Raw genomic sequence first — 13505 nt, forward strand, 5'->3', positions numbered from 1 at the left:
CCCTATGAGTTTTACGAGGCCGGAGACATTCACCACCCGTCCTACGCTGCAGGGCACGTTCGGCATGTCTGCTACGACCCATTGGCTCGCCACTGGCACCGCGCAGGCTGTGCTCGAGCGGGGCGGCAACGCATTCGACGCGGCCACGGCCGCCGCGTTCGTGCTGCACGTGGTGGAACCGCACCTCAACGGGCCCGGCGGCGACATGACAGGCGTCTTCAGCACGGCCGAGGTGCCTGGGAAGCCCGTGGTCCTGATGGGACAGGGCCCGGCGCCGGTGGGCGCTTCCGTCCAGCACTTCCGCGCCGAGGGCTTGGAACTGGTGCCAGGATCGGGCGCCCTCGCGGCGGCGGTTCCCGGCGCCGTCGACGCCTGGCTGTTGCTGCTGCGGGACCACGGCACATGGGAGCTGGCGGAAGTCCTGGACTTCGCCATCCGGTACGCGCGCGACGGCCACCCGGTGCTGGCACGCGTCTGCAGCACGATCTCGGCCGTGGCGGGCCTATTCCGCGAGCACTGGCCCACATCTGCCGAATTGTGGATGCCGGAGGAACGCATCCCGGTGGAGGGCGAGTTGGTCCGGAATCCGGCGCTTGCCCGCACCCTCCAGAAACTGGTTCAGGCAGGTGCCGGCCTCGGCGAGGCATTCGCCGCGGAGCCGGCACACACGCGCGAGGAGCGTATCGACGCCGCCCGCAGGGAGTGGGGTGAGGGTTTCGTCGCCCGTTCCGTGGCCGAAAGTGTCCGGACACCGCACCGGCACTCGGCAGGGACCGACCACCGCGGCGTCATGACGATGGCCGACATGGCCGGGTTCCGGGCGTCGTACGAGGAAGCGGCCACGTTCGAGTTCCGCGGGCACACCATCGCCAAGACGGGCCCGTGGGGGCAGGGGCCGGCCCTGCTGCAGACGCTTGCGATCCTGGCCGGCTTTGATGACGACCACCTCGACCCGTCCACTGAGCTCGGGGCGCACACCATTCTGGAGGCCCAGAAGCTCGCACTGGCGGACCGCGAGGCGTACTACGGCGACGCGGACGTCCCTCTCGATTACCTCCTGTCGGAAGAGTACGCGGCGTCGCGCCGGGAACTGATTGCTGAGAGTGCGTCGCTGGAGTTCCGCCCGGGATCCGTTCCTGGACGCGAGCCGTACGTGCGTGCCCTGCGGACCGAGTATTTTCCGCCCTCGGGGTCGAATGACGCCGGAGGGCCGCCGGCTTTCGGAGCTGCAGCCGCTCCTGGCCGAACAGGTTCCGCGGCCGCTGCCGCCGGTGTTGGCGAACCGACCATCGGCGAACCCAGCGTGGCGTCCAACGGGGAAACCCGCGGCGACACCTGCCACATCGACGTTGTGGACCGCTGGGGCAACATGGTTTCGGCCACACCGTCCGGCGGCTGGCTCCAGTCGTCGCCGGCGATCCCCGAGCTCGGGTTTTGCCTGGGGACGCGGCTGCAGATGACGTGGCTGGATCCCGGAACGCCGTCCACGCTGGCGCCGGGCAAGCGGCCGCGGACCACACTGACGCCAACGCTTGTGCTGCGCGATGGCGTTGCTGTTTCCGCGCTCGGCTCGCCCGGGGGAGACCAGCAGGACCAGTGGCAGTTGCTGTACCTGCTGCGGACTATCGTCGGCGGGTACTCGCCACAGCAGGCCATCGACGCGCCGGCGTTCCACACGACGTCGATGCCCGGGTCCTTCTGGCCCCGCACATGGGAACCCGGCGGCGCCGTGATCGAGGATCGGTTGGGTGACGACGTTATTTCCGGACTCGAACGTCGCGGACACCGGATCACCAGGGCTGGCGGCTGGACACTGGGACGGTTGTCCGCCGTCGTGCGCGATCCCCGGACGGGCGTGCTACAGGCTGCCGCGAACCCTCGGGGTGCGCAGGGATACGCGGCGGGACGGTAGGAGCGAAGCGTCCTTTTGCTTGCGTTTCCGTTCAGAGGGCACGAGGATATTCATGCCCGCGGGCACAGGGACGGGGTTTTCTGGTGTGGCGGTTATCTGCAAGGCTGGGGACATGAACTACTTTCTGGAGTACACGATTCCTGCTGCCCCCGACGATGCCGAATTCGAGTTTCCGCACGACGAGATTCGCCCGGGGACCACTATTCCGCTCTCGGAGACCAACGCCGACGTAGTGCACACTCCCGAACTTCCCGCGCGCACCGGCATCATCGGTGCCGCCGTGCCCGAAGCGAAGCTCGAAGCCGAGCAGCTCATTACCCATAGCCGGGCGACGGAAGGGTTCCTGTACGAAGACCCCTCGAACTCGATGCAGGCCGGCGTGGGCACTCTCGTTGCCACGTTCACGGAAGGCCGTGGCTGGCAGGACGCATAGCAGCCGCCGGTTTCGTTTCACCGGAACGCCTGGTCCCGATTTGAGGGGCTGGGCGTTTCTGTTTTGGGTTGCGGAATTAGTGACCCACCAAGTACCGGTGGATCCCGCATGCCTGGACACGGGCGCGGCTCTCCTCATCGGCCCGGGCTGGGCGGCGGTTCATGTTTTGTGGTGGTGGTTTTGTCGGGGTTGTTGGCGGGGGTCTATGTGGGGCGGTGGGATGAACCAGGGGATGCCGTTTTTGACGTGGATTTTCCATTGTTCCTTGTGGATGAGGTGGTGGTGGTGGGTGCAGAGGAGGACGCCTGTGTCGGTGCTGGTGGGTCCGCCTTGTGACCAGTACGTGGTGTGGTGGGCTTCGCACCAGGGTGCGGGGATGGTGCAGTTGGGGAAGGCGCAGCCTTGGTCGCGGGCGGTGAGGGCTTTGCGGATGTGGGGTGGGAAGACGCGGGTGGTGCGGCCGATGTCGAGGATGCGTCCTTGGCTGCCGAGGAGGATGGGGATGATGTCGGCGTCGCAGGCGATTTTGCGGATGGTGGAGGCGGTGACGGGGCCGGTGTAGGTGAAGGTGCCGCTGCCGGTGGGTGCACCAGTGAGGGGTGTGGGGCCGGTGCCGGGCTGCGCCGTTCCGGTCCGGTTGATGCCGGGCGGGGTGCCGGGGGGTGCGGTGCCGGGTGGGGGTTGGGACTCGCTGGTTTGCCAGGTGCCGGGCAGGAGTTGGGGTTCGCTGGGGTGCCAGGTCTCTGTGCCGGTGGGGTGGTTGGTGCTGCTGACCTGCCAGCCGTCTGTGCCTGTTGACTGGTTGGTGGTTGGCCGGGGGCTGTCTGTTGGCGGGGTGTCGGGGCGGTTTTTGTTGTAGCGGGGGCCTTGGGCGGCGGTGGTTTGGATGCTGTTGAGGAGGTCGTGGTAGCTGATGGTGACCATGACCTGGGGGCGGAGTCCTCCGGTGGTGGGCAGGGTGCCGGTGGCGAGGGCTGCCTTGCAGCCGCCGACGAGGCCGTCGAGGCGTTGTTGGGCGAGGGTGCGGCGGTCCGGGTCCGGGAGCGGGGTGGGGGCGTTGAAGGCCGCGTCCGGGTCGACAGCGGCGGCGCTGTCGGTGTTGTCGCTGGTGCCGTCACTGTCCGTGGCGCTGGTGGAGTTGGGGGTGGTGGTTCGGGGGTTGGTGGCGGTGTTCATGACGGTGGTGAGGACTTCGTATTGGTCGGTGGTGGCGCGGATTTCGAGGTGGTGGAGGCCGCCGCGTTTTTTGTGGAGGAAGACGCCTTGGCGGTGGTGGAGGGTTTCTTCGGAGGGTTCGGTGCCGTCCTGGTCGAGGGCGTCGATCCAGCGGTGGGCGATGCGGGTGAGGAAGTCGTGGTCGTTTTCGATCGCGGTCAGGGTGAGGTTGTGTTCCATTTCGGCGATCGTGCCGGGGTTGGGGATGTGGCGGACTTTGTCCAGGGCGGTGGTGATGATGGTTCCGGCGCGGGAGGCGATGATTCCGGCGGTGAGGGCGGCGGCGGTTTCTTCGTGTTCGGGGGGCATGTGGCGGCCGGCGAGTCCGGTGCGGGGGAGGGTGGCGTTCGCGAGGGCGAGGCGGCGGCGGGCTTCGGTGGTGCTGATCCGGAGCCGGGTGCGGAGGAACTCGGCGGTGTTCCTGGCTCCGTCGTCGGCCGGGGACCAGGCCACCGGGCGGGCACGGGGTGCCGGCGTGGCGGTGCCTGCGCCGTCTGCCGTGGTGCCGTCTGCCGTGGTGTTGGGGGCCGTGGTGTTGGGGGTGTCGGTATCAGAGGAGACTGCGGCGGCCGTGGCGCTGGCGGGTTCAGCGGTGCTGGCCGCGGCGGGTTCGGGGTCGGTGCCCCAGCCTGTGGTCCAGCCGGCGGCGCGGCTGGCTGCTCCGGCGGCGGTGATCGCCTCGGCCCGGGTCCGGTCCACCGCAGCGGCGGCCTGCAGCTGGAGGTATTCGACCCGGCGGGAGAGTTCCTCGGTCAGTTCCGCGAAATCGGCCGCCTGGAGGAAGTTGGCAGCGGCCAGTTCCTCGGGCGCCGCAGCGGTGGCGGAATCCAGCAGCGCCAGGGACGCCTGCAGACCAGGAGTGGCACGCGCCGGGGATGCAGGCTCAGCGGATGCTTTGCCGGCGGAACCGGAATCAGCCGCGATCCCGGCGGCAGCACCGCCGTCGGACGCCGGGGCGTCAGAACGGAACCCGGCGGCAGCACCGCCGTCGGACGTGTCCTTTGTTGGGGTGCCAGCGCCGGGAACGCTGCGTAGCCCGCGGCCGCGCAGCAGGGCAGCAGCACTCAGGCCAGAGACGTCAGTCCCCGCTGACCTGTTCGCTCCATGCTCCCCAATGGCTTCCATGGGTCTACTTTGTCAGCGGGGTGTGACATTTTTAGGGGTGAGGGGGTCACTTCGGGCCAAAAGGAAAAAGTTTTTGAAAAAAGTTTTGTGCCCTGGCCGCCCCGGCCGCGCCTCATCCGCGAGGGCTATGACTCAGGGGTGGCGCACTCCGACGCCGGCCAGAATGTCGCGGTAGCCCTCGCGGAAGGATGGGTACCTGTAAGAGAACCCTGTTCCCCGAAGCAGCGCGTTGCTGCACCGTTTGTTGCCGCCTCGTGCGTCGCCCATGGACCCTGTCGGCGGGACGTCCAACCCCAATTCAGCAGCCAGAAACCCTAGAACGTCGCCCAACTCGGCAGGATCGTTGTCCACGCCCAGATACACCGGCGCTGGCGCGTCAGGTGTGCTGAGCAAATGCACGATGGCAGCCGCGGCGTCGTCGCGGTGGATGCGGTTGGTGTAGCGCCGCTGGTCCGGAATGACGGCGGAGCCGGTTCGGACCTGGTCGATGAGCCTGGTGCGGCCGGGCCCGTAAATTCCGCCAAGCCTGAGCACTACGGGTGAGGTCCCGGTTCCATCGAGCCGCTTCAGCAGCAGCTCCTCGGCTTCGCGCATGATGCGGCCCGAGAATCCGGCAGGTTTCGGCGTCGTGGATTCATCGATCCACGCGCCTCCAGCGTCGCCGTACACGGCCGTGGACGAGACGAACAGGACGCGTTCGGGCGTCACATGGTCGCGTTCGAGGGCGTCGAGGACATGGGCAACACCCTCTACGTACGCGCTCCGGTATGCCTCTTCAGTAGGCGCATCCGCGGCCACTGCAATGACGACGGCGGTCGTGTCCGCCGGGACAGGCGGCAGTTCGGCGGTGCTTAGGTTCGCCGCGGCGCCCTCGATCTCAGGCGGCAGTTTGTCCGGTGAACGGCGCCAGCCCACAACGCGGTGCCCCGCTGCGGAGAACCGCAGGCCCGCCTCGGTTCCGAGGTCGCCGCAACCGGCGAGAAGGATAGTCATATCGGCCAGTCTGCCATCTCAGCGAGCCGACGCTGGAATGCCCCTATTCATCTGGACGGGACAGGCTGGACCAGCGAGGGCGAGGGGCGAGGCGCGACAGGCGGCTGCCTTTGAGCGTGCGGCCATGCATTGAGCAACAGGCCTAGGACAAAGATGGCCAATGCAAGATAGAACAGTGCCGCGAGACAGCCCGTAGGCCTGCTGCGGGCTGCCCTTTTCCTGCGGGAATTGTGTGGCGCAGTCGTGGCGTGCTGCCGGGACCGCCGGCTCTCCAAAGCAACGGCCGGCCCGGAAGCAAGGTCAAGGTCGGCGGGTCCCGCATTCCAGTCTTTCGTGGTCAGCAGGGGCGGACTGGTCTCTCCGGACAGCAGGCCCAGCAGGTAGTCGTGAATCACCTGCACGGTGGCCGGGTCGAGCGCAGCCGGCATTGCTTCCAGGGAGCGGCCGAGTCTCGCAAGGCCTCTTATACTCACACCGCTGCCGGCGACGCTGTCCAGGTCTGGCTGGTCGACCATGCACAACCAAGCCTGAACGAGCCGGCGATGTTGAGGTTCCAGGAGCGCTGCTACCGCCGCCCCCTGTTCCGCCACGGCGGAGACGGCCCGGTCCCTGGAGGAACCGTTTTGGCGCAGAACGCCATTTCGAACCTCGACCTCGCCGGACCAGTTCTTTGCGTCGATCACAATGACGCCGCCGGGCCCAACCAATATGTGATCCAGATTCGCCTTCGGCCGGCCGGGCCAGTGGACATCATGCAGGGCGAGCCACCCCTGCGAAGCTAGCCCGTCCAGGACCTGTCCGACGAGTGCTTCCCCCGCCGCGCCTTTGGCCCAGGCTCTCTCCGTTTGCTCGGCCTGTTCTAACTGCTGCCTGAGCTTTGCTACTCGCTCACCTGCCAGCCGTGCCTGCTCGGCCGCTCCTTCGCCTGCCAATTCTGAATCCCCCAATTCGCACTGCTCCCGCGGTCCCGCGGGTCACATGGCAACTGTATGCGACGGATGCGAATCCTCTCGCCATGGCTGCCTGCCGGGCCCCGTGAGTAGCACCCTGAGCAGCCGGAGCATCGGCGAGGGACAGCAATCAGCCGGCTCAGAGCGCCGGGACGGGGAAGAAGACGCGGGGGTCCTGCAGGAGCGCCGGGTAGTCGAATTCCGACCGGTCGATGATGTCTGTGGCCTGGAAGTTGCGGCCGAAGCGCCCGTCGTCGAGCGTGATGGGACGGCCCACGACCATTCCGACGGCGAACTTGTTGCCGCCGTCGAAGGGGACAGCCACCGGCGACTTGCCGGGAAGCGTTGAGAAGGCCGCCTCCTGACGCTGCCGCTTCCGCGACGGCTTCTTCACGAGCGGCTTGGCCGGGGCCTTTTTGGCCACCTTGGCTGGGCGGCGCGAAGTTTCCTGCGCGTAGACAAATTGGTACTCGTCGTCGCCGGAATCCCCGGCGCCGCCCGAACCGGCACCGGTGCCGCCCGAACCGGCACCGGCGCCGGATGAAGCGCCAGAACCGGCGCCGCCTCCCGGGCCTGCAGCAGCGGAAGCCGCCCGGCCCACGGCGGGAAGCCCAACTTTGTCCAGCTGCTCGGGATCGCCGTGGCCGACGTGCTCGCGGAGGATCCAGAGAACCTCACCCTCTGGGTCCTCCGGCAGGAACTCGTGCCGGGGCTCCGGCCAGACGTACTCCAGGCCACGCTCGGTGCCGGGGAACACCCCTTCATAGAATTGCGGATCCTTGCGGATCAGGTTGGAGCGGTGGCTCAAATGGAATTCGGGGTCGCCGAGCCACGGCGGAAGCAGGATCTTGGCCGCGTAGTCGGGGTGCGCGGCCTGCGGGGCGAACTCGCGGATGTTGTCGCGGGTGGTGTCGTCAAAGCCGCGCTTGGTCCATTCGTCCACCATGGCCAGGCCGTACAGGGTGAGCGCAGGAACGTGCCCCATCCACATACGGATGGCGGGGTGTGACTGCCATCCGTATTCCGGGATGACCAGCGCGCGGAGTGTCTGCAGCGCTTCTACGCGCTGCTTGCCGAGCCGGGGGGTGTCCAGCGCGGCCGCGCTTTGCCGGAAATCGGGATAGGGAAGGAAGGTTTGCATCCCTTCAGTCTGCCGTCCCTGACGCCCTGTGCCAATTGAAGTGCCGGACGGCACAACCAGGGGCCAAAAATGGACACCCGGGTGTTCACATAGTGGACCCATGCATACGGATGGTTGATTAATCCACTAAGATATCCGAAACCTCAACAGCGTCTGGAAGCCCACTCATGACTCTTACCTCTCCCGCGCCCCTGTCCTCCGCCCCCGCGGAGGCGAATTCACATGCGTCACAGGAGCCTCAGCTGTTCGTTCCGAAGTACGGCCAAATGCTGGGCGCCGACGCGAACGGGATCCTCGTTCTCGACGAGTTTACTCTGGACCCGGCGGCTGCGCGCAAGGATCAGCACCGTTTCCGTACCGCGCTTGCTTCCGTTGCGCTGACCCTGCGCCGGCTCGTCGCCCTGCGCGTTTTCATCGCAGTGGTGGCCATCGCCAACCTGCCGCTCTTCCTGATGTCCACCGGCTGGTGGATCTACGCCGTCTCGCTGGTCCTGGTGATCGGCGTCCACGCCGCCGTGAACTGGCTGAACAAGCACGAGCCGCGCGTCAAGCAGCGCCATGAACTTGAGCTGCACCTGCACCGCGAACGCAGCGACAACTACCGCAAGGTGCGCGACGCCGTGAAGTTCGTCGTCGACAGCCCTGCCCGCGTCAACGAGCACCTCTACCTTGAGCTGCTGCACGCCAAGCGCGTTGCCCTGCACCTCGCCTCCGGCACCGTTGCCCTCCTGGACACCAGCGACGACGCTGCCTGGAAGGTGCGCATCGTCCGGGAGCTTCCCGCTGCGGGCTAAGGCCGAAAACTGACGGTTCCAGCCGTCACGCTGTAGAGAGTTAAGAGCGACGCCGGGCGTCCCCACTCAGGGGGCGCCCGGCGTCGTAGTTTCTGGAGACCGGCGCAAAACGCCGGACGCAAGACCGCCAGACACAACAACGCCGGGCGGCCTCCGAAAGGGGACCGCCCGGCGTCGAGCTTTAGTGCTGCGCCGCCAGGCGGTCTGACCAGGCAGGTTATGCAGGGAGCTGCAGAACCTGGCCCACGAACACGAGGTTCGGGTTGCTGATGGTGTCAGCGTTGGTGTCGGCGAGGTGCTGCCAGCCGCCCTGGATGCCGAGCTTGTCGGCGATCTTGCTGAGGGTGTCGCCGTCCTGGACGGTGTAGGTCTGGCCGCTCACCGCGATTGCGGCAGCGTGACGGGCCTGGACGGGCGCCTGCGCTACTTCGGATACGGGTGCCTGGGCGACGGGTGCTGTCTGAACCGGGGCCTGGACGGGTGCGGCCTGAACGGGCGCGCTCTGCGGCAGGATCTGCGGTGCAGGAGCGCCACCGCCACCATTCAGGCCGAGCTTGGCGGAGCAGGCGGGCCATGCGCCCCAGCCCTGGCTGGCCTGGACTTTCTCGGCCACGGCGATCTGCTGGGCGCGGGAAGCGTTCTGGGGCGAGCCGGTTCCGCCGTAGGCGGCCCAGGTCTGCGGGGTGAACTGCAGGCCGCCGGAGAAGCCGTTGCCGGTGTTCGTGGACCAGTTGCCGCCGCTCTCGCACTGGGCGAGGGAGTCCCAGGTGGAGGCGCTCGTTGCGGTGGGCGCTGCAGCGTTGGCGGCAGTGGCGGAGAGAGCCAGGGTTGCGGCGGAAACGGCGGCCAGGGTGACTCCACGGCGCGCGGCAGTGCTGAGAGTGGACTTGTTCATTTGGGATGCTCCTGAGGCCACCCGCGCTCGGTCCGTCCCCGGACGTTTTCGCGCTACTGCCCGCCCCTGACGAACTAGAGGTCATTTCGGTGTCCGCCGGCCGGGCAGTAACTGGTGGAGGCGGCACCTGGCATTCATGGGCCCGCGTCGCGCGGGCATGTGTCCCACCCTAAAGGTGTCGCGCGCCGTTATCAAATCGAGATCATTATTGACAGTCAAGCGGTTCAGGTGCCTTTCGACCGAGTGCAGAAGCCAGGTACTGCGCCGTCCGGCTGCCTGGTGAACCGGCCACTGTGGCGGGCGTTCCGGAGGCAACGATCTTGCCGCCCGCGTCCCCGCCGGCCGGTCCGAGGTCGATCACCCAGTCCGCTTCTGCCACCACATCCATTTCGTGTTCCACCACAACCACCGTGTTTCCCGCGTCCACGAGGCGGCGCAGCTGGGCCATGAGGAGCCGGACGTCGGCCGGATGGAGCCCTGTGGTGGGTTCGTCCAGCAGATAGAGCGTGTGGCCGCGGCGTGCCCGCTGCAGCTCGGTGGCGAGCTTGATGCGCTGGGCTTCGCCGCCGGACAGTTCGGTGGCGGGCTGTCCGAGCCGCAGGTAGCCCAGCCCGACTTCCCGCAGCGTCTGCAGGCTGCGCGCTGCTGAGGGAACGTCCTGCAGGAATGCGGCGGCTGCGTCCACGGTCATGCCCAGGACGTCGGCCACGTTCTTGCCCTGGTAGGTGACTTCAAGGGTTTCGGGGTTGTAGCGGGAACCGTCGCATTCCGGGCACGGGCCGTAGCTGCCGGGCAGGAACAGCAGTTCGACGGCCACGAATCCCTCGCCCTGGCAGGTCTCGCAGCGCCCGCCGGCCACGTTGAAAGAGAAGCGTCCGGCACCGTAGCCGCGCGCCCGGGCTTCGTCCGTGGCGGCGAACTCCTTGCGCACGGCGTCGAAGAGTCCAGTGTAGGTGGCAAGGTTGGACCGGGGCGTGCGGCCGATCGGTTTCTGGTCCACCGTCACCAGACGGTCAACGTGGTGCAGGCCGGTCACGGTTCCGACCTCAAGTGGGGTTGCGGGATCGCCGGCGTTCACGGGCTGGTCCTCGGCGGTGCCTGCGGAATCCGGGCCGCCCGTGCCCGCGCGGTCAGTGCCCGCGTCGCCGTGCAGTTCGGATCCGACCACCTCCGCCAGGACGTGGCTGACCAGCGTCGACTTGCCCGAGCCGGAGACGCCGGTGACCGCCGTCAGGACTTGCAGCGGGAAGGACGCGTCGAGGCTACGGAGGTTGTGGCGTGTGATGCCGTTCAGTTCCAGCCAAGCACCAGGCTCCCGACGGCGGCCGGTACGGGTGCTGCCCGGCTCACTGCCGTCAGGCGAGTCGGCGCCGGGCGTGCCGGCGGCAGAATTATCCAGCACGAGGAACGGGCGCGTGACGGAAGCCTCCACGGCGGCGAGACCGGAAACCGGGCCGCTGTAGAGCACTTCGCCACCGCCTTCGCCTGCCCTCGGCCCCACGTCCACCAGCCAGTCGGCCTGCCGCACGATGTCCATGTTGTGCTCCACCACGAACACGGAGTTGCCCGAAGACTTCAGCTGCTCCAGCACCGCCAGGAGTGGTTCGGCGTCGGCGGGGTGCAGGCCGGCGGAGGGTTCGTCCAGAACATAGACCACGCCGAACAGCCCCGAGCGCAGCTGGGTGGCGATCCGGAGGCGCTGCATCTCGCCCGGGGAGAGGGTGGGCGTCGACCGGCCCAGGGCGAGGTAGCCAAGCCCCAGATCCAGCAGGACCGTGATCCGCTGGAGGAGGTCGCGCGTGATGGCGACCGCCACCTCGTTGCCTTCGCCTGAGGACAGCTTGCGGGAGGCGGTTCCGGCGTCCTTCAGCTCGGTCGTCGGCCGGATGACGTCCGCCAGTTCGGCCATCGGCACTGCGTTGAGTTCGGCGATGGTCATGCCCGCGAAAGTTACGGCCAGGGCCTCGGGCGTGAGCCCGCTCCCGCTGCACCGCCGGCAGGGCCCGGTCTCCATGAAGCGGAGCACCCGTTCGCGCATGGTGTTGCTCTTTGAATCTGCCAGCGTGTGCAGCACGTGGCTTTTGGCGCTCCAGAACTTGCCCTTGTACGGCTTGGCCACCCGGTCGCGCTGAGGGGTGATTTCCACCACCGGCTGTTCCTCGGTGAAAAGGATCCAGTCGCGGTCCTTCCGGGGCAGCTTCTGCCAGGGGGTGTCGACGTCGTAGCCCAGGTGCGTGAGGATGTCGCGCAGGTTCTTGCCCTGCCACGCCGTCGGCCACGCGGCAATGGCTCCCTCCCGGATGCTCAGGGAAGGATCGGGGACCAGGGAGGCTTCGGTGACGGTGTGCGCAACGCCGAGGCCGTGGCATTCGGGGCACGCTCCGGCGGCCGTGTTGGGCGAGAAAGCGTCCGAGTCCAGCGGGCTGGCACCGGCCGGGTAGCTGCCGGCGCGGGAGAACAGCATCCGGAGGGAGTTGGACAGCGTGGTCACCGTCCCCACCGTGGAACGGCTGCTCGGTGTGCCGCGGCGCTGTTGAAGCGCGACGGCGGGAGGCAGCCCTGTGATCATCTCCACCTTGGGATTGTGGCCCTGCTGGATGAGGCGGCGGGCGTAGGGCGCTACGGATTCGAAGTACCGGCGCTGGGCTTCGGCGTAGATCGTGCCGAACGCGAGCGAGGACTTGCCCGATCCCGAGACGCCGGTGAAGGCGACGATCGCGTCGCGCGGGACGGCCACGTCCACATTGCGAAGGTTGTTCTCGCGGGCGCCGCGCACCCGGACGAAACCGTCTGCAGAATGGTGGCCGCCAATGGCATGGCCGGCGAGGGGGCCGTCTGCCAGGCCAGGATCCGGATGGGCCAACGGGGCAGCATACTCTTCAGTCCGCATCTGTTCGACTCTAGCGGTCATGGCCGGTGCGGGGACTATTCTGTCGGGGTGAACACTTACGACGCCGCCGCCGAACCGATCGATCCCACGGCTCTTCCGGGCCAATCCGGGCCAACAGAAGAAACTGGGCCAACAGAAGAAACCGCGCCAACAGGCGAAGAGGAGCTGGTGGCGGCCCCGTCGCCGATGCCGTTGGCGGAGCTCCACCTCCACATTGAGGGGACGCTGGAGCCGGAACTGATCTTTGCGCTCGCTGACCGGAACGGGATCGAGCTGCCGTACGCGAACCTGGACGAGCTGCGGAGCCGTTACGAGTTCACCGATCTGCAGTCCTTCCTCGACCTCTACTACGCCAACATGGCCGTGCTGCGGACCGAGCAGGACTTCGCGGACATGACCCGGGCCTACCTGGCACGGGCCTCAGCGGCCGGGGTGCGGCACGCGGAAATCATGATGGATCCGCAGGCGCACCTCTCGCGGGGTGTCGCCCTGGAGACGTGCGTCAACGGTGTGGCCTCGGTGCTCGCCACCTCCGAGGAGGAGTTCGGGATTTCCACGCTGCTGATCGCCGCCTTCCTGCGCGACCTGTCCGAGGACTCGGCGCTTGAGGTCCTGGCGGGTCTCCTGGCAATGAACGCACCGATCGCCGGCATCGGCCTGGATTCCGCAGAGGTGGGCAACCCGCCGTCGAAATTCACGCGGCTCTTTGCCCGGGCGGGCGAAGCAGGCCTGCGAAGGATTGCGCACGCGGGGGAGGAGGGACCGCCGTCGTACATTGTGGAGGCGCTGGACGTGCTGGGCGTGGAGCGGATCGACCACGGGATCCGGTGCATGGAGGATCCCGAGCTCGTGGAGCGGCTGGTCAATGACCGCGTGCCGCTGACGGTGTGTCCGCTGTCGAACGTCCGGCTCCGCGCCGTGGACATGCTGGCTGCGCACCCGCTGCCGGCGATGCTTGCCGCCGGGCTCAACGTCAGCGTGAACTCGGATGATCCGGCGTATTTCGGCGGCTACGTGGACACCAACTTTGCCCAGCTTGAGTCGGTCCTGGGGCTGTCCGAGTTCGACCGCGTCCGGCTCGCCGCGAACTCCATCAGGTCCTCCTTCGCCAGCGAGGAGCGGAAGCACGAACTGCTGGCCGAGCTGTCGGGCTAGGT

The 13505-nt window shown here is 67.7% G+C and carries 10 protein-coding genes; 4 read left to right on the forward strand and 6 right to left on the reverse strand.

The features are described from left to right. The first annotated feature begins 4 nt into the window (after positions 1–4). Complete coding sequence (locus ACFRAU_RS03890; protein WP_377998881.1) at positions 5–1912, forward strand: gamma-glutamyltransferase family protein; 1908 nt, start codon at positions 5–7, stop codon at positions 1910–1912. Positions 1913–2024: 112 nt separating this feature from the next. Further along, entirely contained in the window at positions 2025–2345 is a 321-nt protein-coding gene (locus ACFRAU_RS03895) for a hypothetical protein (RefSeq protein WP_377998882.1), read from the forward strand. Between the two features lie 159 nt (positions 2346–2504). Here the strand turns inward: ACFRAU_RS03895 and ACFRAU_RS03900 are convergent, their stop codons facing one another. The 4 genes from ACFRAU_RS03900 to ACFRAU_RS03915 all read right to left on the reverse strand — a co-directional run bounded on the left by ACFRAU_RS03900 (position 2505) and on the right by ACFRAU_RS03915 (position 7769). Next, positions 2505–4685 carry a DUF222 domain-containing protein gene (locus tag ACFRAU_RS03900; RefSeq protein ID WP_377998883.1) on the reverse strand — a complete coding sequence of 727 codons (2181 nt, stop codon included), beginning with the start codon at positions 4683–4685 and terminating at the stop codon, positions 2505–2507. Positions 4686–4817: 132 nt separating this feature from the next. Continuing rightward, on the reverse strand, positions 4818–5678 hold the full coding sequence (locus ACFRAU_RS03905) for an SDR family oxidoreductase (protein ID WP_377998884.1): 861 nt from the start codon (positions 5676–5678) through the stop codon (positions 4818–4820). Between the two features lie 47 nt (positions 5679–5725). Then, positions 5726–6625 carry a nuclease-related domain-containing protein gene (locus tag ACFRAU_RS03910; protein WP_377998885.1) on the reverse strand — a complete coding sequence of 300 codons (900 nt, stop codon included), beginning with the start codon at positions 6623–6625 and terminating at the stop codon, positions 5726–5728. A gap of 142 nt (positions 6626–6767) precedes the next feature. Beyond that, positions 6768–7769, reverse strand: a complete 1002-nt coding sequence (locus ACFRAU_RS03915; RefSeq protein ID WP_377998886.1) for an MSMEG_6728 family protein — start codon at positions 7767–7769, stop codon at positions 6768–6770. Between the two features lie 167 nt (positions 7770–7936). Here ACFRAU_RS03915 and ACFRAU_RS03920 point away from each other — a divergent pair, with 167 nt between their 5' ends. Next, a complete protein-coding gene (locus ACFRAU_RS03920) occupies positions 7937–8563 on the forward strand; it encodes a hypothetical protein (protein WP_377998887.1) in 627 nt (208 codons plus the stop codon). Between the two features lie 217 nt (positions 8564–8780). Here the strand turns inward: ACFRAU_RS03920 and ACFRAU_RS03925 are convergent, their stop codons facing one another. After that, positions 8781–9458 carry a transglycosylase family protein gene (locus ACFRAU_RS03925; protein WP_377998888.1) on the reverse strand — a complete coding sequence of 226 codons (678 nt, stop codon included), beginning with the start codon at positions 9456–9458 and terminating at the stop codon, positions 8781–8783. 205 nt (positions 9459–9663) lie between these two features. After that, a complete protein-coding gene (locus ACFRAU_RS03930) occupies positions 9664–12348 on the reverse strand; it encodes an ABC transporter (protein WP_377998889.1) in 2685 nt (894 codons plus the stop codon). 186 nt (positions 12349–12534) lie between these two features. Here ACFRAU_RS03930 and ACFRAU_RS03935 point away from each other — a divergent pair, with 186 nt between their 5' ends. After that, positions 12535–13503, forward strand: a complete 969-nt coding sequence (locus ACFRAU_RS03935) for an adenosine deaminase (protein WP_377999076.1) — start codon at positions 12535–12537, stop codon at positions 13501–13503. The last annotated feature ends 2 nt before the right edge of the window (positions 13504–13505 follow it).

The organism is Arthrobacter sp. NPDC056691 (genome assembly GCF_042791415.1).
GTDB lineage: Bacteria > Actinomycetota > Actinomycetes > Actinomycetales > Micrococcaceae > Arthrobacter.